The organism is Burkholderia sp. AW33-5, from assembly GCF_053427615.1.
Genome location: NZ_JBSAXA010000001.1, coordinates 104,561 through 130,658 on the forward strand (window position 1 = coordinate 104,561; position 26,098 = coordinate 130,658).

24 protein-coding genes are annotated in these 26,098 nt (G+C 64.1%); 12 read left to right on the forward strand and 12 right to left on the reverse strand.

Going from position 1 to position 26,098, the window contains the following annotated elements; genetic code table 11:
- Positions 1-5: 5 nt before the first annotated feature.
- From ACV22V_RS00505 to ACV22V_RS00515, 3 genes are all read right to left on the reverse strand, one after another.
- On the reverse strand, positions 6-2,372 hold the full coding sequence (locus ACV22V_RS00505) for a DNA polymerase II (protein WP_059698727.1): 2,367 nt from the start codon (positions 2,370-2,372) through the stop codon (positions 6-8).
- Between the two features lie 197 nt (positions 2,373-2,569).
- Positions 2,570-4,216: an EAL domain-containing protein gene (locus ACV22V_RS00510; protein ID WP_448012676.1), complete on the reverse strand. Its 1,647-nt coding sequence runs from the start codon at positions 4,214-4,216 to the stop codon at positions 2,570-2,572.
- A 353-nt stretch (positions 4,217-4,569) separates the two neighbouring features.
- Positions 4,570-4,881 carry a hypothetical protein gene (locus tag ACV22V_RS00515; RefSeq protein WP_059698731.1) on the reverse strand — a complete coding sequence of 104 codons (312 nt, stop codon included), beginning with the start codon at positions 4,879-4,881 and terminating at the stop codon, positions 4,570-4,572.
- Between the two features lie 113 nt (positions 4,882-4,994).
- Here ACV22V_RS00515 and ACV22V_RS00520 point away from each other — a divergent pair, with 113 nt between their 5' ends.
- A complete protein-coding gene (locus ACV22V_RS00520) occupies positions 4,995-5,534 on the forward strand; it encodes a transcriptional regulator (RefSeq protein ID WP_448012677.1) in 540 nt (179 codons plus the stop codon).
- 41 nt (positions 5,535-5,575) lie between these two features.
- Entirely contained in the window at positions 5,576-5,827 is a 252-nt protein-coding gene (locus ACV22V_RS00525) for an energy transducer TonB family protein (protein ID WP_059447486.1), read from the forward strand.
- A 149-nt stretch (positions 5,828-5,976) separates the two neighbouring features.
- On the opposite strand, the gene ACV22V_RS00530 is transcribed toward ACV22V_RS00525, so the two are convergent.
- Together ACV22V_RS00530 and ACV22V_RS00535 are read right to left on the reverse strand one after the other, a co-directional pair.
- Entirely contained in the window at positions 5,977-6,411 is a 435-nt protein-coding gene (locus ACV22V_RS00530) for a phosphatase (protein ID WP_059533628.1), read from the reverse strand.
- Between the two features lie 324 nt (positions 6,412-6,735).
- Positions 6,736-8,094, reverse strand: a complete 1,359-nt coding sequence (locus ACV22V_RS00535; RefSeq protein WP_448012678.1) for an NAD(P)/FAD-dependent oxidoreductase — start codon at positions 8,092-8,094, stop codon at positions 6,736-6,738.
- 100 nt (positions 8,095-8,194) lie between these two features.
- On the opposite strand from ACV22V_RS00535, the gene ACV22V_RS00540 reads away from it, so the two are divergent.
- Positions 8,195-9,148, forward strand: a complete 954-nt coding sequence (locus ACV22V_RS00540; protein WP_059698735.1) for a LysR family transcriptional regulator — start codon at positions 8,195-8,197, stop codon at positions 9,146-9,148.
- 48 nt (positions 9,149-9,196) lie between these two features.
- Here ACV22V_RS00540 and ACV22V_RS00545 read toward each other — a convergent pair whose 3' ends face one another.
- Positions 9,197-9,394: a hypothetical protein gene (locus ACV22V_RS00545; RefSeq protein WP_223960321.1), complete on the reverse strand. Its 198-nt coding sequence runs from the start codon at positions 9,392-9,394 to the stop codon at positions 9,197-9,199.
- Between the two features lie 193 nt (positions 9,395-9,587).
- Here ACV22V_RS00545 and ACV22V_RS00550 point away from each other — a divergent pair, with 193 nt between their 5' ends.
- The gene (locus ACV22V_RS00550) at positions 9,588-10,511 is read left to right on the forward strand and encodes an AraC family transcriptional regulator (protein WP_059698739.1); all 924 of its coding nucleotides are present in this window, start codon (positions 9,588-9,590) and stop codon (positions 10,509-10,511) included.
- Positions 10,512-10,653: 142 nt separating this feature from the next.
- Complete coding sequence (locus ACV22V_RS00555; RefSeq protein ID WP_448012679.1) at positions 10,654-11,547, forward strand: NmrA family NAD(P)-binding protein; 894 nt, start codon at positions 10,654-10,656, stop codon at positions 11,545-11,547.
- A 24-nt stretch (positions 11,548-11,571) separates the two neighbouring features.
- On the opposite strand, the gene ACV22V_RS00560 is transcribed toward ACV22V_RS00555, so the two are convergent.
- Genes ACV22V_RS00560 through ACV22V_RS00585 form a run of 6 tightly spaced genes read right to left on the reverse strand, consistent with a single transcriptional unit; the run spans position 11,572 to position 17,739 of the window.
- Positions 11,572-12,693 carry a type VI secretion system protein TssA gene (locus ACV22V_RS00560; protein ID WP_448012680.1) on the reverse strand — a complete coding sequence of 374 codons (1,122 nt, stop codon included), beginning with the start codon at positions 12,691-12,693 and terminating at the stop codon, positions 11,572-11,574.
- Positions 12,690-13,766 carry a type VI secretion system baseplate subunit TssG gene (gene tssG / locus ACV22V_RS00565; protein WP_448012681.1) on the reverse strand — a complete coding sequence of 359 codons (1,077 nt, stop codon included), beginning with the start codon at positions 13,764-13,766 and terminating at the stop codon, positions 12,690-12,692. The genes ACV22V_RS00560 and tssG overlap by 4 nt, the downstream gene beginning before the upstream one ends.
- Positions 13,766-15,655 carry a type VI secretion system baseplate subunit TssF gene (tssF, locus tag ACV22V_RS00570; RefSeq protein WP_059692588.1) on the reverse strand — a complete coding sequence of 630 codons (1,890 nt, stop codon included), beginning with the start codon at positions 15,653-15,655 and terminating at the stop codon, positions 13,766-13,768. Before tssF ends, tssG begins: the two co-directional genes overlap by 1 nt.
- 35 nt (positions 15,656-15,690) lie before the next feature.
- Entirely contained in the window at positions 15,691-16,251 is a 561-nt protein-coding gene (tssE, locus tag ACV22V_RS00575) for a type VI secretion system baseplate subunit TssE (protein WP_448012682.1), read from the reverse strand.
- Positions 16,244-17,095: a type VI secretion system accessory protein TagJ gene (locus ACV22V_RS00580; RefSeq protein ID WP_448012683.1), complete on the reverse strand. Its 852-nt coding sequence runs from the start codon at positions 17,093-17,095 to the stop codon at positions 16,244-16,246. Before ACV22V_RS00580 ends, tssE begins: the two co-directional genes overlap by 8 nt.
- Positions 17,092-17,739: a TagK domain-containing protein gene (locus tag ACV22V_RS00585; protein WP_448012684.1), complete on the reverse strand. Its 648-nt coding sequence runs from the start codon at positions 17,737-17,739 to the stop codon at positions 17,092-17,094. The genes ACV22V_RS00580 and ACV22V_RS00585 overlap by 4 nt, the downstream gene beginning before the upstream one ends.
- Before the next feature lie 541 nt (positions 17,740-18,280).
- Here ACV22V_RS00585 and tssH point away from each other — a divergent pair.
- From tssH to tssK, 7 genes are all read left to right on the forward strand, one after another.
- A complete protein-coding gene (gene tssH, locus ACV22V_RS00590; protein ID WP_448013000.1) occupies positions 18,281-20,962 on the forward strand; it encodes a type VI secretion system ATPase TssH in 2,682 nt (893 codons plus the stop codon).
- 37 nt (positions 20,963-20,999) lie between these two features.
- Entirely contained in the window at positions 21,000-21,542 is a 543-nt protein-coding gene (gene tssB, locus ACV22V_RS00595) for a type VI secretion system contractile sheath small subunit (RefSeq protein WP_448013002.1), read from the forward strand.
- A gap of 27 nt (positions 21,543-21,569) precedes the next feature.
- Positions 21,570-23,063, forward strand: a complete 1,494-nt coding sequence (gene tssC / locus ACV22V_RS00600; protein WP_059447501.1) for a type VI secretion system contractile sheath large subunit — start codon at positions 21,570-21,572, stop codon at positions 23,061-23,063.
- A gap of 96 nt (positions 23,064-23,159) precedes the next feature.
- Positions 23,160-23,645, forward strand: a complete 486-nt coding sequence (locus ACV22V_RS00605; protein ID WP_059447502.1) for an Hcp family type VI secretion system effector — start codon at positions 23,160-23,162, stop codon at positions 23,643-23,645.
- An 80-nt stretch (positions 23,646-23,725) separates the two neighbouring features.
- Positions 23,726-24,232: a type VI secretion system lipoprotein TssJ gene (tssJ, locus tag ACV22V_RS00610; RefSeq protein WP_059692580.1), complete on the forward strand. Its 507-nt coding sequence runs from the start codon at positions 23,726-23,728 to the stop codon at positions 24,230-24,232.
- A gap of 4 nt (positions 24,233-24,236) precedes the next feature.
- Complete coding sequence (locus tag ACV22V_RS00615) at positions 24,237-24,569, forward strand: DUF6693 family protein (RefSeq protein WP_059692579.1); 333 nt, start codon at positions 24,237-24,239, stop codon at positions 24,567-24,569.
- 133 nt (positions 24,570-24,702) lie between these two features.
- Positions 24,703-26,049 (forward strand): type VI secretion system baseplate subunit TssK, encoded by a 1,347-nt coding sequence (tssK, locus tag ACV22V_RS00620; RefSeq protein ID WP_223960307.1) that lies wholly within the window; start codon positions 24,703-24,705, stop codon positions 26,047-26,049.
- The last annotated feature ends 49 nt before the right edge of the window (positions 26,050-26,098 follow it).

Sequence of the window (26,098 nt, forward strand, 5' to 3'; positions counted from 1 at the left end):
CAAGCTCAGAACAACTGCCCCTGCCCCGAGATCACGCGTTCGAAATCGTCGCGCAGGAACGGCAGGATCGCATCGGCGACCGGCTGCAACTGACGGCTCACGTAGAACGCGTAGTCGATCGGCGAGCGCATCGTTTCGAGCGGCTCCGGGCCGGCCGTCGTCATCACGTAGCTGATCCAGCCGCCGCGCTGGTATTGCAGGGGCCGGCCGCGCGCCTGATTGAATTCGTCGGCGATCCGCGCGGCGCGCACGTGCGGCGGCACGTTGCGCTGATATTCGCTCAACGGCCGGCGCACGCGCTTGCGATAGATGAGTTGCGCGTCGTATTCGCCGGCCAGCGTGCGGCGCACGTAGTCGCGAATGAAATCCTGGTACGGCTCGCGCTTGAACACGCGCCGGTACAGTTCGCGCTGGAATGCCTGCGCGAGCGGCGTCCAGTCGGTGCGCACCGTTTCGAGCCCCTTGAACACGAGGTCCTCGCCGCCGTTCGCCGCGAGCGCGAGGCCCGCATAGCGCTTCTTGCTGCCTTCCTCCGCGCCGCGCACGGTCGGCATCAGGAAGCGCCGGTAATGCCGCTCGTACTGCAGTTCGAGCGCGCTTTCCAGCCCGAAGCGATCGCGCAGGTGCGCCTGCCACCAGCGGTTCACGTGGTCGACGAGCGCGCGGCCCTTGGCGGCGGCCGCGTCGTCGTCGTGCTCGCGCCCGAGCCAGACGAAGGTCGAATCGGTATCGCCGTAGATGACTTCGTAGCCCTGCGCCTCGATCAGCTCGCGCGTGCGATGCATGATCTCGTGGCCGCGCATCGTGATCGACGACGCGAGGCGCGGATCGAAGAACCGGCAGCCGGTCGAACCGAGCACGCCGTAGAACGAATTCATGATGATCTTCAGCGCCTGCGACAGCGGCGCGTTGCGCTGGCGTTTCGCTTCGTCGCGGCCTTCCGACACGCGCCGCACGATGTCGGGCAGGCAATGCGCGGTGCGCGAGAAGCGCGCGCCGAGAAAGCCCGGCACCGACGTGTCGTCGCCCGGATGCGCGAGCCCCTCGATCAACCCGACCGGGTCGATCAGGAACGTGCGGATGATCGACGGATAAAGGCTCTTGTAGTCGAATACGAGCACCGAGTCGTACAGCCCGGGCCGCGAATCCATCACGAAGCCGCCGGGGCTGTTCTGGCCCGTCACGTCGCCGAGGTTCGGCGCGACGTAGCCGAGCCGGTGCATGCGCGGCAGGTACAGGTGCGTGAACGCGGCGACCGAGCCGCCGGTGCGATCGGCCGCGAGGCCCGTGACGGTCGCGCGTTCGAGCGCGAAGGACAGCAGGTCGGCCTTGTCGAAGATGCGCGTGACGAGTTCGCAGTCCTTCAGGTTGTAGCGCGCGAGCGCGGGTTTGTCGTGATCGAAGCGGCGCTGGATCTCGTCCATTCGCTGATACGGATTGTCGATCGACTTGCCTTCGCCGAGCAGCGACTGCGACACGTATTCGAGGCTGAACGACGGGAACGTCCACGTCGCCGATTTCAGCATGTCGATGCCGTCGAGGATCAGGCGGCCGGCCGCGCCCGCGAAGAAATGGTCGGGCTGCTGGCCGTGCGCGCGCCACTCGAGCACGCTGCCGCCGCGGCCGAGCTTCAGCGGCACGCCGTATTGCTCCGAATGCGCATGGAGGATGCGCAGGTCGAACTGCACGAGGTTCCAGCCGATCACCGCATCGGGATCGTGTTCATCGAACCAGTCGTTGAGGCGTGTGAGGATCTCGGCCCGGCTGTCGCAGTAGTCGAGGCGGAAGTCGATGGCCGGCGCGTCGCCGTTCGGTGGGCCGAGCATGTAGACCTGTCGCTGTCCGCAGCCTTCGAGCGCGATCGAATACAGCTCGCCGTGGACGCTCGTCTCGATGTCGAGCGACACGCAGCGCAGTGCCGGCCGATAGTCGGTCGCGGGTTTCAGTTCGGCGTCGGTCAGCGTGCCGTCGCGGCCGGCCGTGCCGCGAAACAGCACGGGTGCGGTGATGAAGCGCTCCATCGCGTAGCGATCGGGCGGCTGCACGTCGGCTTCGTAGACGTCGACGCCGGCCGCGGCGAGGCGTTTCTGGAGGCCGGACAGGTGGCGGTAGCGGCGGCAGTATAGGCCCGCCACCGCGCGCTGCCGGAAGTCGCGCAGCGCGAGCGGGCGCAGTTCGGCATCGCGTTCGCCGGCGAGCGCGCGTTCGGCGAGCGCCTGCTGCTCGGCCGGCACGAACGCGACGGCTTCCTGCGGGCGCAGCCGCACGCGGCGCGGACCGTGTTCGGTTGCCAGCCAGAACTCGATCTCGATGCCGGATGCGGTGTCCCGCCAGTGGCGGGTGAGGATGAAACCCTGCTCGAACGCCGTCAAAACGCTTGCTCGTCGTGGATGCCCAGGCGGCGGATTTTAGCGCCTCTCGCGCGGCTCCCGCCGAAGGGCGCGTCGATGGCATCAGGTGGCGGGAAGCCGCCGCGCGATCCGCCACGCAGCGCATCGACCGCGTGCAGACCGGACGACGCGAGTGCGTCACGTATTCGTCTGCCGAGCGTGCCGCGCCGCTGCGGCATTCAAGCCGGCATCGGCGCGAAATTCCGCTTCAGGTGTTCCGCTCGCCGTGGCCGCTGATACAGATAACCCTGCGCGTACTGAATCCCGACCGCATGCAGCGCGCGATGCTGCTCTTCCGTTTCCACGCCCTCTGCAATGATCTTCAGGCCGTAATGGTGCGCGACCGCCGCGATCCCTTCGATCAGTTTCGCGTTGCCCGTCGTGAGCTGCGAGATGAACTGTCGATCGATCTTCACGTAGTCGAACGGAAAGCGCGACAGCATGTCGAGGTTGCTGTGATGCGTGCCGAAGTCGTCGATCGCGAACTTCGCGCCTTTCGCGCGCAGCGTGGCGAACATCTCGGTGGTGCGCGGATTCTTCTCGAGCAGGATGCGCTCGGTCACTTCGAGCACCAGCGTGCAACCCGGTGGAAGCCGGCCGATCGTGTCTTCGACGACGGACACGAAGCGGGCGCGTTCGAGATCCTTCGGCGCGACGTTGATCGCGATGCGCAGCGGCATCGACGGCGCGAGTGCGGTCAGCTCCGATACGGCCGTCCGAAGCACGAACTCGGTCACCTTCGGCAGGACCGCACTCGACTCGACCTGCGGCACGAACACGGCCGGACTGATGGCCCCCCATTTCGGATGGTGCCAGCGCAGCAGCGCCTCGACGCCGACGGTCCGTCGCGTTTCGACGTCGACGATCGGCTGGTAGACGACATGAAATTCGTTGCGCTTCAGCGCATTGCGAACGGCCTTCAGCAACAGCCGGCGCGGCGCTATTGCGAGCAGGTACGCGGCCGCGACGAGGCCGTTGACCAGCAGCGCGATCGTCAGGCAGATGAGTCGGTAGCGCCGCTGCACCTGCGAAACGTAGGGTTCCGCCGAGGTGACGGAGACCGTGAACGGCCAGGCGTTCGACGCGATCTTGCTGCCGGTGGCCGGCGCCGCGCCGAATGACGGCACGAACGCGCCATGCTGATCGATGCTGCCCGCGCCCTCGATCGACAGCGTGGCCGTTTCCGCCCCGAAGCGGGTCCCGTGCGCGAGCATGTCCGCCACATAGTCGCCCTCGACCACATAAAGGACGCCGGAGTCGGGCGCGGTCGCGCGAAACGCCGCCAGCACCGGAACGTGTTGCTGAAACGGCGTCTGCCGAAGCAGCGTGATGGCCGTCATCCCCGGCGCGGGCGCGTGAATGTACGCGTCGAGCGGGACGTCGATCGCGCCCAGCGCCGACGAGCACGTGACGCGACCGCCGTTCGCCAGCCCGACGGCCCGAAGATAGCGCAGGTGAGTGCCCACTTCGGCGAGCGTCCTGAAGATCGTCGTGCAGGGCCGCCCGACCAGCGCGTTCAGCTCATTCGGGTGCCGCGAGCGAATCCCGTCGAGGATACGGTCGACCGATATCACGATGTCGTTCGCGACGTCGCGTTCGTGCCGTGCAATCGAGTCGCGCGCGAGGCGCCCTGCAACGACGAGCGCCAGCATGAACACAAGAATGCAGACGATCAGGGCGCCGGGAAAGACGACATGCGGCCACGCGCCGCTGCGCTGGAACGCGGGCTTCGGGCGCGGTGCGAGCGCGGCGGGTCCTCGGGTCGTACTTGTTGTTGTGCGCATGTGAATGCAGGTCGAACCGGTCGATGGCTTGGCGCGAGGCATTCGCCGTGCCTGGCCGGGGCACGGCGGCTCGCGCCCATATCGGGACGCAAATCGATTCTACGCTCGCGAAACGCACGAAGCGACAGCGCGGCGGGCACAGGATTCGAGGCGCTTTCTCGTAACATACATCGACAACGCATGTATATCGGTATCGCACGCCCAAAAAAAACCCGGCCGCATCGGTATGCAGCCGGGACAGAAGTCACCGTCTCTTGGCACGAGGATGGTGCGCGGCAAGTATAAGGCGTGTCCCACCTTATTACGAAATATTGCTATCCAAAATGTAGATAAATATCGAGATTGATGCTTGTGGAGAAATATTTGCGCCGCGCGTCATTTCCGGCGGCCGTGCTTCAGAAGTCGTTGCGCATCTTGTGGAGCAGGTCGCGGGGCGATTGATGCGTGTCCACGGCGGTAAGGACGTCGGTCAGGAACCACGGCAGGTTCAGCTGCGTATCGGAATCGCCGACGCAGATGCGGATCGGCGGCGCCTTTGATGCCGCGCGGGAGCCGGGCGCCGTGCCGGCGGACGTCGAGGACGGCACGCAGTTTCTCGCCTGCTGCGCAACCGGCGCGGCGGCATTGTCCGTCGCGGTGCCGGCGACCGCCGGCAAGCCGACGGCGGCAAGCAGGATCAGGATGGCGAAAGGAGCGGCGCGTTTCATGTGATTCTCCGGCGATGCACGTTCGACACCGCCGGCGGGCCCAAGTTCGGCAAGCCGCCGAGGCCCCGCAGGCGCGACGACATGGGCATGTCCGACGCGGTCGAACGCGCTGCGTGAGCGGTCTCGCGCACCGGATCGATCGTTCAAACGTCAAGAATCGTTTGGATCACCCGTCAGACGCTTGCGATGCCGAATGCGCTCATTTATCGTGCCGCCACGACGGCGCCGATACCGGGCGTCGAGCCAGCTCGCAAGGAGCATTCGTCATTACCGCATTCAATCGTCGCACGCAAATTCGTGCCTTTCTCGTCGCATCGGTCGCGTATCTCAACCTGTCGCAGCCCGCGTCGGCGGCCTATACGGAATCGTGGATGAGCGACCACGACGTCAAGGAATACGCACATCAGATCAAGCATTCGCCCGTGGCGGCGAGCGGTGTGACGGCCGTGAAGCCGGGGCGGCAAACCGGCTCTTCGCGGTCGAATGCGCCGGCCGCAGTGCACGCCGACGCAAAACCCGTGTCGAAGGCGCACGCGGCGCACGCGAAGACCCGCAAGGTCGAGCGTGCGGTCGGCATCGATCCGAAGGCGCCCGTCGTCGCGAAGCCGAAGGCCGTGCAGACGGCGCACAAAACCGCGGCCGTCCAGCATTGACGCCGCGATAACCGACGCATTCGACCTTCACGGAGAATCTCATGTCGCTGATGGACCGCCTGCTGTCACGCGGCGTGCAGAACGGCACGTCGAGAAGGCGCGTGATCGTGCGTGTCTGGCTCGATGAGCACGGGCGTGTCCGCGATCTCAAGGTCAGGCGCAGTTGCGGCGACGCCGCGCTCGACGAGAAGGCGCTTCACGCGATTGCGGTGATGCGCTTCCCCGGCGGTCACCTCGGCTCGGGTGGGAAATCGGCGAAGCGCTGGCACGATCTCGATTACCCGGTGGACTGACGACGCCTCACGGATAGCCGTAGCAGCACTTCAATTTCCTGCAATCGTCGCGCCGTCGCACGCTGCCTGAAAATCCGACTCGCGTGCGTTGCGCAGCATCTTCACGATGAACCGCGAGCCGTTTCGATGCGCGTATGCAGGTGCTCAGGTCAGTGCAGGCCTGCCGATGCGATCGAGCGCATCGTGTCGGTGATGCGCACGCAACGCGACAGGCCGAACGTCTCGGCTTCGCGGCGTTCCGGTTCGCTGCTCGCGACTGCCACCGCGCGCTCGGGCGGCACGCCCAGCGCCTGCAGCGCGACGTCGAATGGATGCTGATTTGCTACGGAGTCCTTCTGATGAGCGTCGGTCACGACGACCGAGAAGCGGTCGAGGTTCGCGCGGCCGAACTGGCCTTCGAACATGTCGCTGAGCCGGGCGGCAGGCAGCGTCGTGACGAGACCGAGTCGATATCCCTGCTCCGACGCGCTGTCGAGCCACTGGATGATCGCATCGCGCTGGTTGCGCGATTCGTGGGAATCCGGTGTCGCTTCGATCTGAGCGAATGCGGCGTCGAGACGGGTGACGATGGCTTCGATGACCACGGTGATTCCTCTCCTGAGACGTGACGATCCGTTCGCGGACGGGAATGCCGCACACATTAGCGTCGATCCGGAATATGCGACCAATTAATATTTATATCCGACTCATACGATTCGACTAATGAATGGGGCGGTGAGCCAGCGCTGGCGCGGGATGCATGTGAGGCCGTGTTTTCCGGATGATCTGCATCGTATCGACGCGCTTCGACGTGATGCACCAAAGGCGCGCACGAAATGAATGCACCCGATGTGTGCAGATGAAAAAACGGCGTATCGGGCGAGATGCGCCCGATACGCCGTGTTGCGATGCCGCGTGGCGGTCGGCGATCAGTGCAGCTTGATCGACGGCTGGTTGCGGCTTTGCAGCCAGTGGCTCAGCGACTGGAACAGCGCGCGCTTCAGTCCGTACACGCTGAACAGATGCTTGCGGTACAGGAACTTGTACAGCCCGATCGCGGCGAGCCCGTCGACGATCAGCGAGCGCGAACGCACACTGAGGTCGGCCTGATACACGGCGCCCGCTTGGCCGAGCGACACGACGGTGCCCGCATCGCGGAACGTGAAGCCCGACACCGGCTTGCCGGCGAGGCGCCGTGCGAGCGCATCGCCGAGATACACGGCCTGCTGGTGCGCGACCTGCGCGCGCGGCGGCAGGAAACCGCTCGCATCGGCCGACGGGCATGCAGCGCAGTCGCCGAACGCATACACGTGCGGATCGTCGGGCGTCTGCAGCGTGTCGGTCACGATCACCTGGTTCGACCGGTTGAGCGCGATGTCGCCCAGTTCCCGCAGGATCGCGGGGCCCGCGACGCCGGCCGCCCAGATCGTGATGTCGCTCGCAAGCCGCTCGCCCGTCGCGGTCATGACCGCGTCCGCGCCCACTTCCGCGACGCGTGTATCCGTCAGCACGTCGACGTTCAGCGTGCGCAATTGCGCGTGCATCCTGGCCGACAGCCTTGCGTCGAGCGCCGGCAGGATGCGCGGGCCGCCTTCGATCAGCCGGATATGCACGTCGCGCGCGGACACCAGCGCCTTGAAGCGATACGTCGTCAGCTGCTGGATCGCGTGGCGCAGCGCCGCGGCCAGTTCGACACCCGTTGCGCCCGCGCCGATCACGTTGATGCAGACCGGTGCCGCGCGGTGCGCCGGCTGCTGCTCGGCCAGGTGGTTCGCCTTCGTGCAGGCGGCCAGGAACTTGCGGCGGAAATCCTCGGCCTGGTCGAGATTTTCGAGCGGTAGCGCGTGCCGCGCGGCGCCCGGCACGTTGAAGAAGTTCGTCACGCTGCCGACGGCCAGCACCAGATCGTCGTAGCCGAGCGCGCGTTGCGGCAGGATCTCCGTGCCGTCCGCGTCCTGCACCGGCGCGATCGTCGCCGTGCGTGCCGCGCGGTCGACCTGCTGCAACGCGCCCTGCACGAAGCGGAAGCCGTGGCGCTTCGCCTGCGCCGCGTATTCGATCGTGTGCGAGGCCGGATCGCGATGCCCGGATGCGGCTTCGTGCAGCAGCGGCTTCCAGAAGTGCGTCGGGTAGCGGTCGACGAGCACGACGTCGGCTTGCCCGCGGCGGCCGACCGTGTCGCCGAGGCGCGTGGCGAGCTGCAGGCCGCCGGCGCCGCCGCCGACGATCACGATGCGCGGCACGCGCGGTGCGCGATCCGTTGCAAGGGTAGGCGTGATGTGGTCCATGTTGTGGCTCCCGCTGATGACGATTCGGATGACATTGCTCAAGAACCGACGATATAGTTTTGAACCTACGCGAACAATTTAATGTTTATAAGCGACTCATATGTATTCACTTATAGGAAAGACCGCGACGTTTCGGCAGCTCAAGGCGCTGGACATGATCGCGCGACTCGGCAGCGTGTCGCGCGCGGCTGAGGAGCTGAACCTGACGCAGCCGGCCGTGTCGCTGCAGGTTCGCCTGCTCGAGGAGGCGGTGGGCGCCGCGTTGCTGCAGCGGGTGGGGCGCGGCGTGCAGCTGACCGCCGCCGGTGAAATCGTGGCGCGCTATGCGCGCGAGATCCTGCATCTATGGAGCGAGGCCGGCGACGAAGTGGCCGCGCTGACGGGCGACCTCGGCGGTACGCTGCGGATCGGCGCGATCACGACGGCCGAATACCTGATTCCGCCGCTGCTGGTGAAATTCACCGCGACGCGACCGCACGTGAAGACCTATTTCAAGGTCGGCAATCGCGACGACATCATCCGCATGCTCGCGACGCATGAAATCGATCTCGCGGTGATGGGCAGCGCACCGAAGGAGCTGCGCACGCACGCGGTCGAGTTCGCGAAGCATCCTATGGTGTTCGTCGCGGCGCCGGGCCATCCGCTGATGCGGCGCAAGCGCGTCGCGCTGAAGGATCTCGAATCCGCGCATCTGCTCGTGCGCGAACGCGGCGCGGGCACGCGCTCGACCGTCGAGAGCCTGTTCAAGACGGCCGGCTACCGTTTCCATGTGGGCTCCGAACTGTCGAGCAACGAGGCGATCAAGCAGATGGCCGAAGCGGGGCTCGGCGTCGCGTTCCTGTCGTTGCACGCGTGTGCACTCGAATTGCGCACGGGGCTGCTCGGGCAACTGCCGTTTCCGGGCAACCCGATCGAGCGCGAATGGTATGTGGTCACGCTCGCCGACCGGCGGATCTCGCAGGTGACGGGGCTGTTTCGCGACTTCCTGATCAAGCAGGGCGCGCCGGTGATCGACGGCGCGACGGTCGCGCCGCACGAGCGGCGGCGCAAGTAGGCGCACGCCGGGACGCGGGCGGCGTGTGCGAGCCGTGCGTGCCGTCAGTCAAACGAGCCCGAAGTCGTCGTTGCTGTCGGGAATCGACGCGAGCAGCCGTTCGAGGCGGTACCAGCCGAGCATGCGCAGGCATCGCGCGGCGAAGGCGATCCGGTCGTTGCGGGGAGCGGGGCCGTCGGGACGGTGGGTTGTCCGGGACGGCGAAGAGGGAATGAACGCCGCGCGCAATGGGCAGGAATGGGGCATGACGGTCTCCGTAGGTGTCGGATGAAGCCCATCGTAAGCGCCGCGGCGCCCGTCGGCGCGCACGCAAGGATGCGGCGGAGCAGGAACGGATGATCTTTTTCTGCTCGTTGCGGGAATGGCGGCGCGCGCCCGGCAAGCGGCCGGAAAAAGCGTCACAATGCGCGTTCGACCCACGATCTGGTGGAGAAGAACCATGAGCGATCCGATTCTCGCCGCGCCGACCGACAACGGCGTGCCGGTCAGCCTGCGCTCCAGCCGCGGGCTCGGCTGGCGCGGCTTCGGCGCGTCGCTGCTGGAGATTCGTGCGGGTACGTACCGGATTCCGGCGGCCGATCATCACCGCATCGGCGTGCATATCGGCTCGCCCGTGCGTGCGGATTGCGTGTGCGACGGCCAGCGCGTGTCGCGCATCCAGGCGCACGGCGACATCGACGTGATTCCCGCCGGCCTGCCGGGCCAATGGACGGACAGCGCCGACTGCCGGATCCTGCACGTCATGCTCAGCGACACGTTCGTGCGGCGCACGTTCGAGCAACTCGAGTTGAAGCCGTCGCAGGCGCAGATCCGCCGGCGGCTGCAGGTGCGCGATCCGCGCCTGCAACACATCGCATGGGCAATGGCCGCCGAACTCGAGGCGGAAGACGCGTCCGACCCGCTCTATGCGGAGAGCCTGTGCACGGCGCTCGTCGCGCGACTGGTCGATGGCCAGCCCGTGTTCCGCGAGCGCCGGCGGACGCTCGCGCCGAAGGCGGCGGCGCGCGTGATCGACTATGTCGAGGCCAACCTCGAGCGCCGCATGACGCTTGCCGAGCTTGCGGCGCTCGTGTCGATCAGCGTGCCGCATTTCAAGGTGCTGTTTCGCGAGACGCTCGGGATGCCGGTGCATCAGTACGTGGTGCGACGCCGGGTCGAGCGCGCGAAGGCGTTGCTGCTCGAAGGCCGGCTCAGCATCAGCCAGATCGCGCTCGAAGCCGGGTTCGCCCATCAGAGCCATATGGCGAACTGGATGAATCGCGTGCTGGGCGCGACGCCGACGGAGGTCGCGCGGTCCGGCGCGCGGGGCGGGCTCCGGCTGGCTTATGACGGGGAGGACGATGCGTCGGCGTCGGATCGATAGCCGCTGACGAACCGGTGGGCCGTGCGATCCGTGTGCGGCCCCGCATCCCGTCATCCTTTCCTGTTCGCATCATCCGCGCCTGCGCGCCTTCCCGTTCGCGCACGCCGACAATCACTGCACCTTCATCCTCCAGGAGCGGATCGTGTTCGTGATTTTCGGAGCATCAGGCAACGTCGGCTCGTCGACCGTGACGACCCTGCGCCACGCAGGCCATCCCGTGCGCGCCGTGCTGCGCGACGCACGCCATCGCGAACGTTTCGCGCAACTCGGCTGCGAAGTGGCGATCGCCGACCTGACGGATGCAGGTGCGATCGCCACGGCGATCGACGGCGCGCAAGCCGTGCAGATGCTGTGTCCGGTGCCTGTCGCCGACGGCGACCCGGCCGCGACGATGGCGCGCACGCTCGACGTCGTGACCGGCGCACTCGCCGCGAATCCGCCGCCGGCATTGCTCGCGCTGTCGGACTATGGCGCGGAACTTGACGGCAACACGGGCATCACGCGGTTGTTTCATCTGCTGGAAGAGAGGTTGAAGACGGTCCCGACCCGGCTAACGCTGTTGCGCTCGGCAGAACATCTGCAGAACTGGACTCGCGTATTGCCGGTCGCGCTTGCAACCGGCGTGCTGCCGAGTTTTCACCATCCGGTCGACAAGGTGTTTCCGACGGTGTGGGCGCCCGACGTGGGCGTCGCGGCGGCGCGGCTGCTGCTCGATGCCGCGGAAACCGGCAACGGGCCGCGCATCGTCAGCATCGAGGGCCCGCGGCGCGTGAGCGCGCGGGACATCGCGGAGACGCTCGGCGCGGCCGCGGACCGCGAGATCGTCGCGCGCGAACTGCCGCGCGACGCATGGACCGCGACGCTGCTGCGCGCGGGCCTCAGTGAGCGACATGCGCAGCTGATCGTCGATCTGTACGACGTGCACAACGCGGGGCAGATCGACGTCGAGGCTGGTGTGTCGGAGCGCGTGTATGGCACGACGACACCGGAGGAGGCGCTCGCTGCGCTGGTGCGCGTGCACGCAGCGCCGGCGTGACGCAGGTGGCCGGCACCTCCGATGCTATTCCAAGCTATCCATCTGGTCCCATTGGGCAAGAAGATCACCCGGAATCGCGTTGACCACCTCGACGTAGCGTTTGCCAACGAACTGCTCGGCCCGCTTCAGCAATACCGGGATCGGGCTGCTTGGTTCGTTCGTTTCGAACCAACGGCGCGCCGTATTGATCAGAGTCAGCGCCTCGTGGCGGGTCATCGGCACCGGTTCGGTGCAGGGAGCAGCATGCGGTGCGTTTGCGGCCGAGTTCAATTCGTTATCCGGAGGAATTGACGTGAATTCTCCGTCGGGCTGCACACCGTCTCGATTCTGGCCGTCAATGTCATCAACGAAAACATGTGCGACGTCCGAAGTTGCCTCGACGTGCGTGCCCGCGACATTCAACAGTTGAAGCAATCGAATCAATGGCGAAAGGTCGGGCAGATACGTGTCGAGATGAGTCGCTCCCCAGATGTCGATCGCGGCAAGATTCGAGATCGTTTCATCGAACGCGTTCATCATGTCCGGCTGTTGCGCCCGCAGATCCCGCAACTGCTGGATGACTGAATCCGGTGCGAGCGCATCCGCCGAACGCGGATGGGCGAAAGCGCGTTCGACATCCCGCATCTGCAGGCGCGTGGCGGTCGACTTCATCAGTACGATCTCCCGGACGTCGGCAAGCAGTCCGTCGGGATCCGTCATCGCCTGCAGGGCATTCATTCGCATTTCCAGCGCGGCGCCGCGATCATCATCCGTGCTTGCCTGGGGGTGAACGCTGTCGGGAAATGCCTGCAGCCATGCAGCGAGCAGCCCCGTTCCCTCCGCCAATCCCGACGGACCGCCGAGGCGCGTGCGACAACGGGCGTAGAGCACCGCGACACGGATATCCTTCGTGCGCAGCATCAGCCGGCGGCAGTTGCGCTCGAGCTCGCTCCAGTTGAGCGGTTCAGGCGATCCGACAAACGCGCCGTACTGCACATCCGGCCTGGATGCCGCGTCAGCGAAAAGCACCACGAAATCGTGGTCATACTCGAGATCCGAGCCGCACGGTGCGTCGTCGCTTACCGGCAACAGCCAGTCGAAGTGCGTGGCGTCGATCGCGGAGGGGCGGCTCGGCTTCGCGGGGGTGGGCGATTGCTTCTTGCTCATGGTCGGTCGGTTCCAGGGCTTGTCGGGCGGCGATCGAAATGACGCGCGTAACGTTCGGGTTCGAACCGCATCCCGGTAATGGGTTTGCGCTGGTCCGGGCGGCCGAGCCATCCGGACCAGCCCATGCGTTGTTGGCCGCCCATCACCGCCGGCGGCGCACTCTCCGGCTTGATACGCAACTCGAGTTCCCATTCCAGTTCGTAGCCGACGAACGCCCGCACCCATTCGACGAGCTGTGGCAGATCTTCGCCTTGAGGCGTGAAGCGCAGATAGGCGTCCAGATCGAGCGGGCCGATGATGATTCGAAAGCGGTGCTGACGGTCTGGCGCGACACGTCCGAGCATGGCGCCTTGTCCCATCGTCGCGGCAGCACCTGGGCGGCCCATTCGGCCGCAGTCGGCCGGGTCGATTTCGATCCAGTGGAACACGTTCTCTTCAAGCGCAACCGGCACGCCGAAGTAGTGTTCGAGCGTCGCGCGCAGGCCGTCCGGATTGCGCGATTCGCGTACGAGATGCGCCGCGGCGGCGAGGCGCGCGTGCGAGGGCAACGGGCGCCTGGAAATCTCGCCGATGTCCAGTCCCGCGAGGCTCGCGATGTAGAACGAAAATCGCTCGTTTTGTGTTCGATCGAGTCCGGCGGCTGATTGAGCCGACGCCCACGCGCGATAGAACAGCGTGAAGTAGCGATGATGGAAGATGTCGAAAAAATCGACGGTCGTCGTGTCGCGCCGGCTCTCTTGGCGATCCTTCGCGATTTCGGTGAAGTGGATCGGGAGCGGACCATGGGGACCGAGCATCCCGAGACTGAAAAGTCGCACCTTCAACCGCCCCGCGGATTGTTCCGCGCTTGCGATTTCTCGCGGGGCAAAGGCGAGGCTCGGCTGCTGGCCAAGCCGTAATGGTTCCGAGCCTGGCCGGCGTGCCGTGCCGATCGGATCGATGGCGGGGTTCGCGCCGATGCGGCGCAAGAGCGACAGAAACCCGAACCGCCAGGGCTCGGCCTGCAAGCGTTCGAGCTGCTCAGGCGACAGCATGCTGTGGCGAAGCTGCGCGGGCAGCGTGGCGCGCTTCATCACAGCACTCCGCGTGTGCCCGTGCGCACCGGCCAGCGTGCGATGCGACCTCGCTGCATCGAATGCAGTTCGGTTTGCGTGAAGCTGTTGATCGATACGTGCCGTGCGAGCCAATGTTCGAGGACCACACCGAACAGGTAAGGGCTCACGCCCGAGAAGTCCGTCTCGTCGACGGTCAGTGTGCACTCGATACCGCGCCCGAATGTCATCGGACCGATTCCCGGCAGCTTGCGGGTCACGGGGCGCGTCCTTACGCCGACGAGGCTTTCGACTTGCCGGCCTTGTCCGGAATCGCCGTCCGCGACGTACAGGCGCAGCAGATCGCGCAGCCCTTGCCCCCCTTCACGGTGATCGAAATCGTCGAGCGGCAGGTAGTTGAAATTGAGCTGGCGGATCAGGCGCCATGCCATTTCCCGCTCCGCGTGGGGCGGTAGCGGAGGGCTGGGCGCGCGGATGAGGCCAATGCTCGCGACCGGCGCGGATTCGGCCGTGTCCAGGTCGTCGATGCCGTTGCGTGGCACGAGCGTAGCCAGATCGCGATTTGTCAGCAGTGCATCGACCGACAGGTAGCGGATGTTTTCGTTATAGGGGGCCTCGTTTTGATCGACGAGGGAGAGAAACACTTCCGTGCCGATGTAAGGCGTGCGTGTACCGTAACGACGAGCCGAATCGGACACGAGGCGTCGCTCGCGCCGCGCGGAGAAGTAGCGACCGTGATTGCCTTCGTCGTTGTTCAGCGTTTGGTAGAGCGGGCGGAAAGTGAGTTCGGCGGACGTCGAGGCCACGCGGCCGTACACGGCCTCCACCGAAAACACCTCGTAGTCGAGCGGTGCGAGCCGTGCCGGCACCAGGTGAAACTCGGTTTCTCGCGGCGTAATCTCGATCCGGTCGGTATGCTTGCTGAACAAGTTGATGACGGGTGTGCAGAACAGCGCGAAGCGTGAAGCGTCCACGAGGTTTGCCAGTTGAGCCGGCGAGCGGTCGAGCAACACGACGATCTCGACTTCGCGGCCGTGCACCGCCGAAAAGCCTTCGGCGAGCCCGTTCAGCGCAAAGAACCAGAATCGGGCCGGGCACGCGAAATACTCGTGCAACAGGTTATGCCCATGGAACTTCGTCCAGGTGAGCGGCAACAGGTTCTGGTCGGTGCGCAGCCCTTCATGCTCGACTGCGTTACGTGTCACCGCTGCGAGCGGACGCCCCGGGATGCCGAACTCGCCGGGCGCGCCGATCACGGACGCGACGGCACCGGCATGCAGCAATTCGAACAGGTGGGATGCAACCTGCTCGTCACCGGCAAGGTAGACGGGAAGTCGATCGAGCCCCTTCAGGTCGGAAATTCGCACGTCACCGGTCGTTGCCAGGCGTAGCCGCAATGCGCCGCGCACCTGCGTATCGGGCGGCACGTAGCGCTCGAGGCCGGCGATGTCCGGCGGAACACCCGTCAAGCGGGCCTCGGTGATCGTCAGCGGCCAGAGCGTCACGTCCTGCCCGCTCGTGAATCGGCACGCCGTTCTTTCGCCGTCGGGAACGCGGGCCGTAAAGGCGGTGCCGCGCGCAATCCGATATCCGTTGGCAAGGCTGCCCTCCGTGCCCCCGGGATGCAGGCGTGCAACGGCAATCGACGGCGTGGGCGCGACGTAATTCGGGTAAACGACTTCAAGCAACCGTTCGGTAAAGCGCGGGAATTCCGCATCGAGCTTGAGCTGCATGCGAGCGGCCATGAAGCTGAACGACTCGATCAGGCGCTCGACGTAGGGATCCGCCACTTCACCGGCCTGCATACCGAGACGGCGGGCGATCTTCGGATGTGCATGCGCGAATTCGGTCGCGAGTTCGCGCATGTAGATGAGTTCCTGGTTGTAGTAGTCGAGCAGTCGCGGGTCCATCGGAACGGTCTCGTAGTCGTTGTGGCGTGGGGTGCTTAACCCGTGCGCATGCCGGTAATGCGAATCTCGCTGGTCTCGAGATCCAGCGAACTCTGCACCATGAATTCGAGTGGGTACGGATCCATGTGGATCAGCCCGCGAACCTCGAACGCGAGGACGTTGTGATGCTCGCTGGCGTCGCCGCTGCCGGTGCGGGGAGATACCACAAGGGAATCCGGAATCAGCCGCGGTTCGAAATCGGTGATGGCCCGCCGGATCGTCTGCTCGACGTCGTTCCAATGACGTGACGCGATGAAGGCGCCCGCAAGGGGCGGCACGCCGAAGTTCAAGGTCGACGCAGCGACGTGCGGATGACGGCTCCGATCGATCTGATCCTCGATGCTCGTTGTGTTCAGCAGGTACGCGAGATCGCGCTGAACAATGTCGCGCATCTGTTTGCGGGTGACCGTGTATTCCTCCGGCGCTTCGGTGCTTCGGTGCGGTGCATCGTCACGCAGGCGGTCGAGTAAGGTCGGCATCAAATGCGTATTGGCGCGCCGTGGCGTGCGGACGGCGAGCGAGTCGGCGGCCCGAGGCACTTTCCTGTTCTCACTCATTGATCGACTCTCCGACCGAGGCGCTGCTTCCGATACCTGTGCCGAACTCCGCGGTTGCCAGTTCGAACAGTCCGAAGTCACCTCGATCCGTTGACCAGGTCTTTTGGCCAAGCGCCGTGACACCGGTTCGGCCGTGTTCCCGCCAGGTCGTTTCGCGCCCGATGCGAACGGCGTCGCTGGCAATCTCCGAACCGTGATATCGAGCCGGCATGAAGCCGTGAGCGATGGCGCCATCGCCAAGCGTGAACGTACACGGCGCCCAAACCAGATCGACGACCTTCGTCGGCGGCGACACTTGCCACGACGCCAGATCGGCGAACGGAATCCAGCGATAGTGCCCGGCCACGATGATTTCGCACACGGGGCCGAAACGGGAATCGCTATCGACGATCCAGGCTACCGAGCCCTGCGGGATACGCGCAGCGACGGTCGGAGCGGCATCGAAGGCCGCTTCGCGCGCGTCGTCGGCTGCGGCGATCCGTCCCGAGGCGGCCAGGTGCAGTGCGTTCAACAATCCGTCGATCCACGCCGGCTGCTCGAATACGAAGCCTGGCTGCGCGAGCCCCTCGATCACCTGCTTGCGCCGGCATTCGGCACGGATCAGGTCGCGATAGACCTGTGCGGTTGCCGTGTGTGTCGGTTCGAGCATGGCCCATGTCTGCAACTGCTGGATTGCCCGGGGCCATTCACCCATGACGCACAACAACTGAAACAGTGCCCACCGATGAGACGCGATGGTCGGCTGCGCGCGCAGGCGCGCGGACACTTGTTCGATCTGCTCGCTGAGTGGGATCTTGTCCAGACGAGCGAGTGGGGGCGGGCAGGAAGCGGTAAGCCGGGTCAATCTTCATCCTTGCGCAAGGGCGCGGACAGCGGGCTGTCCATAGTCAACACGTGGTGTTCGCGCCGGGTGAGCGCGGGGGGATGCTGCACGGCCTCCGCTCGAAAATCGGAAGGCGCGAACAGATGCAGGATCTCGGGAACGGGTTCGTCTTCTGGCAAGGAGGCGCTGTGCTCATCCAGTCGATCGAATACGTCCTCGAGCGTGCGATCGCCAAGCAGCATCGCTTCGATCGAATCATGATCGCGACGGGGATCCAGACAGCCCTGCGAATCGGGCGCGGACGTGCGCGTGGTCGGCTCCGCCTCTCCTGCAGTTGACGCCCATTCCACGGTAACCGACGCGTGGGGATCGGCCAGCGCGCGCCAATACTGCGCGTGCAACGTATCGATCAGCGCGTCGGTGCTGTCGGGCGCGCCAATGGAAGTGTGAGACGAAGGATCCGAACGTCGCGCGCGGCGCTCCAGGCCGCCGATCCCGAGCTGGCCGAGCAGGTCGTCGGCATACGGTGACGCGAGTGAATCGTCTGCTGGCACGGTGGCTGCAGCAGCAACGGCGTGGCCGGATCGCGCATGACTGTTGCCACGCGGCAGCCCGGTGTGCGAGACATCCGATTGGCGACGCCACGGCAGACGAAAGGAACGCATCTGGAAGTCCAATGACGAGAAGTCCCCAATTTAACCACGAGTTTCAGCCGGTTGTTTATTGAGATAAAAATAAGCGTGATGACGGGCTTTGTGCGAATGTTTTTTGAGATGAAATTTGAAATGTAAAACAAAGTCACAAAATGAATTTAATGCCTTTGCAATCAAAAAATTATCGATTTATTGATAAGTGTTAATTCACGAGAAAAATGAATTTATCTCAAAATAACAAGGACTTGTGTGCGGTTGTTTGGGGTGTCTAGTTTGGTCTGCAGTCGAACATCGACCTGAAGTGGTGTGTGGAGTGATGGGGATTTGCGAAAAATAGATTTGGAGGTGTTCTTGGAAAATATTGCTGATTTTTCGCATTGACGGAAGTTGCAATTCGTGCCGATAATGCGCCTTCTATTTGATTGGCCGATTGAATTGAATAGAGAGGGGCGTGTCAGTGTTTCCGGAGGTCGTCCGGAAGATAGTCTGTATAGCAGTCCTGAGAGATGCTGCATGGTGCTTGGAACCATTGCGGCCAACAACAAAGATCATCATGACCATTTCTCGCCAAGCGCTATTCGGTAAGCTCGGGGTCCAGCTTTACCGAGGTATCGAGTCAGCAACGAATTTCTGCAAGCTGCGCGGGAATCCGTTCGTCGAGCTCGCTCACTGGCTGCACCAGTTGTTGCAACAACCGGACGGCGATCTTCAACGGATCGTGCGTCACGCCGCGATCGATCGCGATGGGCTCGAGCGCGATCTCGCTCGGGCACTGGCCGCCTTGCCGGCCGGCGCGAGCTCGATCAACGACTTTTCGTGGCATATCGAATCGGCGATCGAGCGTGCCTGGGTGCTCGCGACGCTCGAATACGGCGATCGCCGCGTGCGCGGCGCGTGGCTGATCGCGGCACTCGTGTCCACACCCGAACTGCGGCGCGTCATGCTTGAGATCTCTCCGGCGTTCGGCAAAATCCCGGTCGGTGATGTCGACGACGTTCTGCCAGCCTGGATAGCCGGCTCGCCGGAAGCGGACGACGGCCCGTATGACCATAGCGAATATCTGCCTGCCACGCCGGGCGAAGCGTCCGGTGCGATGCCGGCCACGCCGAAGGGCGGCACACTCGATCAGTACTGCGCGGATCTGACGGCGCGTGCGCGTGCCGGCGAGATCGACCCGGTCATCGGGCGCGAACTCGAGATTCGCACGATGATCGACGTGCTGCTGCGCCGTAGACAAAACAATCCGTTGGTGACCGGTGAAGCCGGAGTCGGCAAGACGGCCGTGGTGGAGGGGCTCGCGCGTGCGATCGCATCGGGCAACGTGCCGCCGAAGCTTGCGGATGTGCGTCTGCTGAGTCTCGATGTCGGCGCGTTGCTGGCGGGCGCCAGCATGAAGGGGGAATTCGAGGCACGACTGAAGGCGTTACTCGAAGCGGCCGTGAAGTCGCCGGTGCCGGTCATCCTGTTCATCGACGAAATCCACACGCTGATCGGCGCGGGCGGCCAGGCCGGCACGGGCGACGCCGCCAACCTCCTGAAGCCGGCGCTGGCGCGCGGCACGCTGCGCACGATTGGCGCGACGACCTGGGCCGAGTACAAGCGGCATATCGAGAAAGATCCCGCATTGACGCGACGCTTTCAGGTGATCCAGGTCGCGGAGCCGTCCGAGGCCGCTGCGGTCGACATGGTGCGGGGGCTCGTGCAAACGTTTTCGGCGCATCACGGCGTCGTGGTGCGTGACGAGGCGATTCGCGGTGCAGTGACGTTGTCTCACCGTTACATCCCGTCGCGGCAATTGCCGGACAAGGCGATAAGCTTGCTCGACACCGCGTGCGCACGCGTGGCGCTGTCTCAGCATGCCACGCCGAGAGAGCTCGACGATATACGTCAACGGCTTGCTGCCGTCCGCACGGAAGAGGCGCTACTCGCGCAGGAAGCTCGTATCGGGCTGGGCGTAGGCAAGGCGTTGGAAAGCGTGCGCGAACGCATCGCCGCGCTCGCAGCGGACGAGGCTGCGGTCGAGGTCCGCTGGCGTGAACAGACGGCGGCCGCGCAGGCATTGCTCGCCGCACGTGAAACCGTGCGTGGCGATATGGCGCACGAGCCGGTATCGGGCGATCAGCTCCGCGAACTCGAACAGGCGTTGCTGACGCTGCAGGGCGATGCGCCGCTCGTGTTTCCGGAGGTCGATGCGGCAATCGTCGCGGAGATTGTTTCCGACTGGACGGGTATCCCTGCCGGCCGCATGGTCACGGACGAACTCGACGCAGTGCGTCGGTTGTCGGAAACGCTCGAGGCGCGCGTGGTCGGTCAGACCGACGCGCTGCGCCTGATCGGCGAACGCGTGCAGACCGCACGAGCCGGCCTGACCGATCCGAAAAAGCCGCTGGGCGTGTTCCTGCTCGCAGGCCCATCGGGCGTCGGCAAGACTGAAACCGCGCTGGCGCTGGCCGAGGCCCTGTACGGTGGCGAGCAAAACCTGATCACGGTCAACATGAGCGAGTATCAGGAAGCGCACACCGTTTCGGGGCTAAAGGGGGCGCCGCCGGGCTACGTCGGATATGGCGAGGGTGGCGTGCTGACCGAAGCAGTGCGCCGCCGTCCGTATTCGGTCGTCCTGCTCGACGAGGTCGAAAAGGCCCATGGCGACGTGCACGAAATGTTCTTCCAGGTGTTCGACAAGGGCTACATGGAAGACGGCGACGGCCGCCATATCGATTTCCGCAACACGACGATCTTGCTGACGAGCAATGTCGGCGCGGACTTGAGCGCGAGCCTGTGTGCCGATCCCGCGCTCGCACCGGACCAGGACGGCTTGCGGCAGGCACTTGCTCCCGAGTTGCTGAAAACTTTCCCGGCGGCCTTCGTCGGCCGTGTGACGGTGGTGCCATACCGGCCGTTGGCCGACGACGCGCTCGCTCGCATCGTGCGCTTGCACCTGAGGCGCGTCGTGAAACGGATGTCCGACGCTCATGACATCGCGCTCACGTTCGACGATGCGGTGGTCGGCTACATCGTCGGTCGCTGTCTCGTTCAGGAAACCGGTGCACGCGTCCTTATCGGTTTCATCGAACAACACATCCTGCCGCGCCTGTCGGCGCTCTGGCTCGATGCCTTCGCGTCGAAAGGTGAGCTCGCGCGCATTGCGGTCGGTGTTGCCGACCCGGCCGCCGACCCCGCGCAGGCGCTGACCTTCGATGCAATGCCTTCTCGCTTGGACGAGCCGCTTGGCTAAGCGCCGTCCATTTCCCACCGTTCAGGAGAACCTGTCCATGTCCGCTTCCAGCAGTTCGCAGAAATTCATTGCGCGCAATCGTGCGCCGCGCGTGCAGATCGAGTACGACGTCGAGGTTTACGGCTCGGAGAAGAAGGTCGAGCTGCCTTTCGTCATGGGTGTGCTGGCCGACTTGTCGGGCAAGCATCCGGTCGAGCCGCTTCCGGCGGTATCCGACCGGCGATTCCTCGAAATCGACATCGACAACTTCGATGAGCGGATGAAGGCCATTCGGCCGCGCGTCGCATTTGCCGTGCCGAATACGCTCACGGGCGAAGGCCAGATGATGGTCGACATGACCTTCGAGAGCATGGAGGACTTTTCCCCGGCCGCCATCGCACGCAAGGTCGAACCGCTCCGCCAGTTGCTGGAGGCTCGTACGCAATTGGCGAACCTGCAAACCTACATGGACGGCAAGTCGGGTGCCGAAGCGCTCGTGACGCAGCTGCTGCAGGATCCGGCGCTCCTGAAATCGCTGGCTGCTGCGCCGAAGCCCGAGCATCACGAAGCGGGTGCCGTCGACCAGAACGACGCCAATTGACCGACGAACCGATCGAGGATGACCACCATGGCGAAGCAACACGCACAGGCCGCGCAAACGCAGACGGCCACTCAATCCGACTTCACGCAATTGCTGGAAAAGGAATTCCGTCCGAAGACCGACCAGGCCCGCGAGGCGGTTGAATCCGCGGTCCAGACACTCGCCGAGCAGGCGCTTGCGCAGACCGCGACCATCAGCGACGACGCCTACAAGAGCATCGCGGCGATCATTGCGCAGATCGACCACAAGCTTTCCGAGCAGATCAACCTGATCCTGCACCACGACGATTACCAGGCGCTGGAATCGGCTTGGCGCGGCTTGAACCACCTCGTGTCGAATACGGAAACCGACGAGCATCTCAAGATTCGCGTCCTGGACGTCTCGAAGACCGAGCTGCACCGTACGATGCGTCGGTACAAGGGATTGGCGTGGGATCAAAGCCCGCTCTTCAAGCAGATCTATGAACAGGAATACGGCCAGCTCGGCGGCGAGCCGTACGGCTGCATCGTCGCCGACTACTATTTCGACCATACGCCGCCCGACGTCGATCTGCTGGGTTCGATCGCAAAGGTCGCCGCAGCATCTCACACGCCTTTCATCACGGGGGCCGGCCCGTCGGTGCTCCAGATGGAGTCGTGGCAGGAGCTGGCGAACCCGCGCGACCTGACGAAGATTTTCACGCAGAACCTCGAATATGCGGCGTGGAATTCGCTGCGCAATACCGAAGACGCTCGTTATGTCGGGCTGACGATGCCGCGCTTCCTCGCACGGCTGCCATATGGCGCCAAGACCAATCCGGTCGACGAATTCGATTTCGAAGAAGACACCAACGGCTCGGATCACAGCCGCTACGGCTGGGCGAACGCGGCATACGCAATGGGCGTCAACATCAACCGTTCGTTCAAGCAGTACGGCTGGTGCTCGCTGATTCGCGGCGTCGAGTCGGGCGGTACGGTCGAGGGCCTGCCGTGCCATACGTTCCCGACCGACGACGGCGGCGTCGACATGAAATGTCCGACCGAGATCGCGATCTCGGATCGGCGCGAGGCCGAGCTGTCCAAGAACGGTTTCATTCCGCTCGTGCATCGCAAGAACACCGATCACGCGACCTTCATCGGCGCGCAGTCGTTGCAGAAGCCGGCCGAGTATCACGATCCGGACGCGACCGCCAACGCGAACCTGTCGGCCCGCCTGCCGTATCTGTTTGCCTGCTCGCGCTTCGCGCACTACCTGAAGTGCATCGTGCGCGACAAGATCGGCGCGTTCAAGGAGCGCGAGGACATGCAGCGCTGGCTGAACGAGTGGGTCATGCACTATGTCGACGCGGATCCCGCCAACTCGTCGCAGGACACCAAGGCGCGCCGACCGCTCGCCGCGGCGGAAGTCCTCGTCGAAGACGTCGAGGGCAACCCGGGCTATTACCAGGCGAAATTCTTCCTGCGTCCGCACTTTCAGCTCGAAGGGCTGACGGTCTCGCTGCGGCTCGTGACGAAGCTTCCGTCGATCAAGGAAGCGGCGTAAGCGGAAGATAACCCATCCCATCGGGCCGGGCATTCAAGCGTTTCATTTTGTGGTGAACGGCCTTTTTCTACTCACGTAAGTAAAGGAGTACTACGTATGGCGCAGGACATTTTTCTGAAGATCGACGGTATCAACGGTGAATCGCTCGACGACAAGCACAAGGACGAGATCGAAGTCCTGAACTGGGATTGGGAAATCACCCAGGAATCGACGATGCATGCCGGAAGCGGCGGCGGCGCGGGCAAGGCGACGGTCAAGGATCTGACGTTCGAACACAACATCGATCGCGCGAGCCCGAACCTGATGAAGTACGCGCTGACCGGCAAGCATATCGATCAGGCGACGCTCGTGATGCGCAAGGCCGGTGGCAACCCGCTCGAGTACCTGAAGATCACGATGAGCGACGTGATCGTCACGCGCGTGAAGCCGTCCGGCAGCAAAAGCGACGCAGAGAAGAGTCGTGAGACGGTCGCGTTGTCGTTCGCGAAAGTGAAGCAGGAATACGTCGTGCAGAACGCGCAAGGCGGCAGCGGCGGCGCGGTGACGGCCGGCTTCGACATCAAGGGCAACAAGGAAGCGTAAGTCGGCGAGGTGTTGCGTGTGCGCATGGGTGTCTCGGCGCACGCGCAGCGCCTTTTTGCTGCATTCGAGGTGAAATCAGCATGCGTTCGATCCTGACTGCCGCCGCGCTTGCCAGCGTCGTGATTCTTGCGGCCTGTGCGAGCGGCGAACCGAAGCCCAAGGAGCCGGTTCGGTTTGACCTGACGGTCAACGCGCGACCGGACGTCAACCCCGACGATCGCGGTCGGGCCGCGCCGATCGTCGTTCGCATCTATGAACTGAAGAACGACATCGCGTTCGGCACAGCCGACTTTTTCACGCTGCAGACGCAGGAAAAGACGGTATTGGGCGATGACGTCGTGAAGCGTGACGAACTGCAGCTGCGTCCGGGCGAGCACAAGAAGATCGTTCGGTATTCCGGTGCGGATACGACGGCCATCGGCGTGATCGCGGCTTATCGGGATCTTCCCAATTCGGTCTGGCGAGTCGTTTACACGATACCGACTGGTCCCGACAAGGCGTGGTATCGCTTTTTCACACCAAAACTGAAGTTGGACATTGCTCTCGACGCCAAGGCAGTCAGCGTGCGAGAGACGGGGAAGAAATAAAAGCATGAGCAATCTCAATTTGAAATCGGAACTGACAGTCACCGACATCATCGGACACGCTGTTATCTGGATCCTTCTTTCGATTGTCACGTTCGGTCTCGCATTGTTCGTCTATCCGTACTACCTGTACCGATTCGTGATCAGTCGAACGGTCGCCGTCAATTCAGACGGCAAGGTAGTGGGAAGGCTCGAGTGCACGATGGATCTGGCGACGATGATCGGAAAGATCGTGATCTGGACGCTGATCTCGATCGTCACGCTGGGCATCGGTTACTTCGTCTTTTTGTACAAGATCCTCGCGCACTGCATGAACCATACGCGAATGGTCAGCAACTGATCGATCTCATGGCGCGTATTTGAGTGGATGGCATAAAAATGCAGGCGCTTCGCGCAGCCAGGTCCGAGTTGGACCTGGCTGCCAGACATGATGGGTATGGCCCATCTTTCGCACGGACAATCGGACAACACGTATGAGTTGGTATGCCAAGGTTGCCTGGCAGGAGGGGCTGTTTTTCCGTCCACAACTGTTCCAGCAACAGGATCGCTATTTCGAGAAATACGCGCATATGCGTGCGACCCCGTTGTCGCCGTTCTTTTTCGGCTTCGCGAGCTATGCGCTCGACCTGGAGTCGCTGGCGCTCGGGAAGGTGATCGTCAAAACGGCCGCCGGCGTGTTCGCCGACGGCACGCCGTTCGATGCGCCGGGCAATACACCTCCGCCGCCTCCGTTGACGATTCGGCCCGAACACCTCGATCAGGTGATCTATCTCGCGGTGCCGGTCCGGCTGCCGAACTGTGAAGAAACGACGTTCGAGAACAGCGCGGATTCCCTGGCGCGCTACCTGGTGTTCGATACGGAATTGCGCGACACGAATTCGATCGGTCTTGCCCCCGAGGCCGTGCAACTGTCGAATCTGCGCCTGCGCCTGATGCCGGAAAAGGAGTTGGGCGATGCGTGGATCGGCCTCGCACTCACGCGCGTCAAGACGATCCGCGCGGACGGCAGTATCGAGCTCGACGACACGCTTGTACCGCCTGTATCCGGTTATGGAGCGAGCGACCTCCTCGCAAGCTGGGTGACGAAAATCCACGATCTCGCGCATCTGCGTGCGAATGCGCTCGCTGAACGGCTCGCCGGCACGGACGAGACGACAGCGAGCGCGGCGACGGTTACGGATTACCTGCTGCTGCAGATCCTGAACCGTTACGAGCCGTTGCTGCAGCACTTGCTGCGGGTGCCGACCGTATCGCCGGCCGATGTTTATGCGCTGCTGATCAGCATGGCGGGCGAACTGTCGACGCATCTGCGCACGGATACGCGTCGGCCGCTCGACACACATCCGCCTTATCAGCATACGACGCCGCATCTGTGTCTGAAGCCGGTCGTCGACGATACGCACCGGCTGCTGAACGCCGTGCTGGTGCGCAGCGCGCAGAGCATTGCATTCGAAGATCGCGGGCACGGGATGCGCAATGCGGTGGTCGATCCGGTCGATATGCAGGGCTTTACCGCGCTGGTGCTGGCCGTTCACGCGGCGATGCCGCCTGACGTGCTGAAGCAGCAATTCCTGGCGCAGGCGAAGGCCGGGCCGTCGGAAAGGTTGCCGAGCCTTGTCCGCAGTCACTTGCCGGGTATCGGTTTGCAGGCGCTGCCGGTACCTCCGCGGCAGATCCCGTTCAACGCGGGCTACATCTATTACGAGTTGACGCAAGGCGGGCCGCTTTGGGAGGAAGTCGTGCGTCACGGCGGTATCGCGTTGCACGTGGCGGGTGAGTTCCCGTCGTTGAGATTGGAGTTGTGGGGCGTGCGCGCATAAGCGTGACGGATTCGAAGCGGCTGGATTGCTATCGACAGTCGATGGCTCG

What these genes read in the sequence shown, in the direction of transcription:
- ACV22V_RS00535 (WP_448012678.1), bottom strand. Translation starts at nt 8,094, where the DNA reads ATGGACCACATCACGCCTACCCTTGCAACGGATCGCGCACCGCGCGTG.
- tssE (WP_448012682.1), bottom strand. Translation starts at nt 16,251, where the DNA reads ATGAGTGAGAACAGGAAAGTGCCTCGGGCCGCCGACTCGCTCGCCGTC.
- tssB (WP_448013002.1), top strand. Translation starts at nt 21,000, where the DNA reads ATGTCCGCTTCCAGCAGTTCGCAGAAATTCATTGCGCGCAATCGTGCG.
- ACV22V_RS00605 (WP_059447502.1), top strand. Translation starts at nt 23,160, where the DNA reads ATGGCGCAGGACATTTTTCTGAAGATCGACGGTATCAACGGTGAATCG.
- ACV22V_RS00510 (WP_448012676.1), bottom strand. Translation starts at nt 4,216, where the DNA reads ATGCCTCGCGCCAAGCCATCGACCGGTTCGACCTGCATTCACATGCGC.
- tssK (WP_223960307.1), top strand. Translation starts at nt 24,703, where the DNA reads ATGAGTTGGTATGCCAAGGTTGCCTGGCAGGAGGGGCTGTTTTTCCGT.
- ACV22V_RS00515 (WP_059698731.1), bottom strand. Translation starts at nt 4,881, where the DNA reads ATGAAACGCGCCGCTCCTTTCGCCATCCTGATCCTGCTTGCCGCCGTC.
- ACV22V_RS00615 (WP_059692579.1), top strand. Translation starts at nt 24,237, where the DNA reads ATGAGCAATCTCAATTTGAAATCGGAACTGACAGTCACCGACATCATC.
- ACV22V_RS00560 (WP_448012680.1), bottom strand. Translation starts at nt 12,693, where the DNA reads ATGAGCAAGAAGCAATCGCCCACCCCCGCGAAGCCGAGCCGCCCCTCC.
- ACV22V_RS00585 (WP_448012684.1), bottom strand. Translation starts at nt 17,739, where the DNA reads ATGCGTTCCTTTCGTCTGCCGTGGCGTCGCCAATCGGATGTCTCGCAC.
- tssG (WP_448012681.1), bottom strand. Translation starts at nt 13,766, where the DNA reads ATGAAGCGCGCCACGCTGCCCGCGCAGCTTCGCCACAGCATGCTGTCG.
- ACV22V_RS00550 (WP_059698739.1), top strand. Translation starts at nt 9,588, where the DNA reads ATGAGCGATCCGATTCTCGCCGCGCCGACCGACAACGGCGTGCCGGTC.
- ACV22V_RS00540 (WP_059698735.1), top strand. Translation starts at nt 8,195, where the DNA reads ATGTATTCACTTATAGGAAAGACCGCGACGTTTCGGCAGCTCAAGGCG.
- tssJ (WP_059692580.1), top strand. Translation starts at nt 23,726, where the DNA reads ATGCGTTCGATCCTGACTGCCGCCGCGCTTGCCAGCGTCGTGATTCTT.
- ACV22V_RS00545 (WP_223960321.1), bottom strand. Translation starts at nt 9,394, where the DNA reads ATGCCCCATTCCTGCCCATTGCGCGCGGCGTTCATTCCCTCTTCGCCG.
- ACV22V_RS00525 (WP_059447486.1), top strand. Translation starts at nt 5,576, where the DNA reads ATGTCGCTGATGGACCGCCTGCTGTCACGCGGCGTGCAGAACGGCACG.
- tssH (WP_448013000.1), top strand. Translation starts at nt 18,281, where the DNA reads ATGACCATTTCTCGCCAAGCGCTATTCGGTAAGCTCGGGGTCCAGCTT.
- tssC (WP_059447501.1), top strand. Translation starts at nt 21,570, where the DNA reads ATGGCGAAGCAACACGCACAGGCCGCGCAAACGCAGACGGCCACTCAA.
- tssF (WP_059692588.1), bottom strand. Translation starts at nt 15,655, where the DNA reads ATGGACCCGCGACTGCTCGACTACTACAACCAGGAACTCATCTACATG.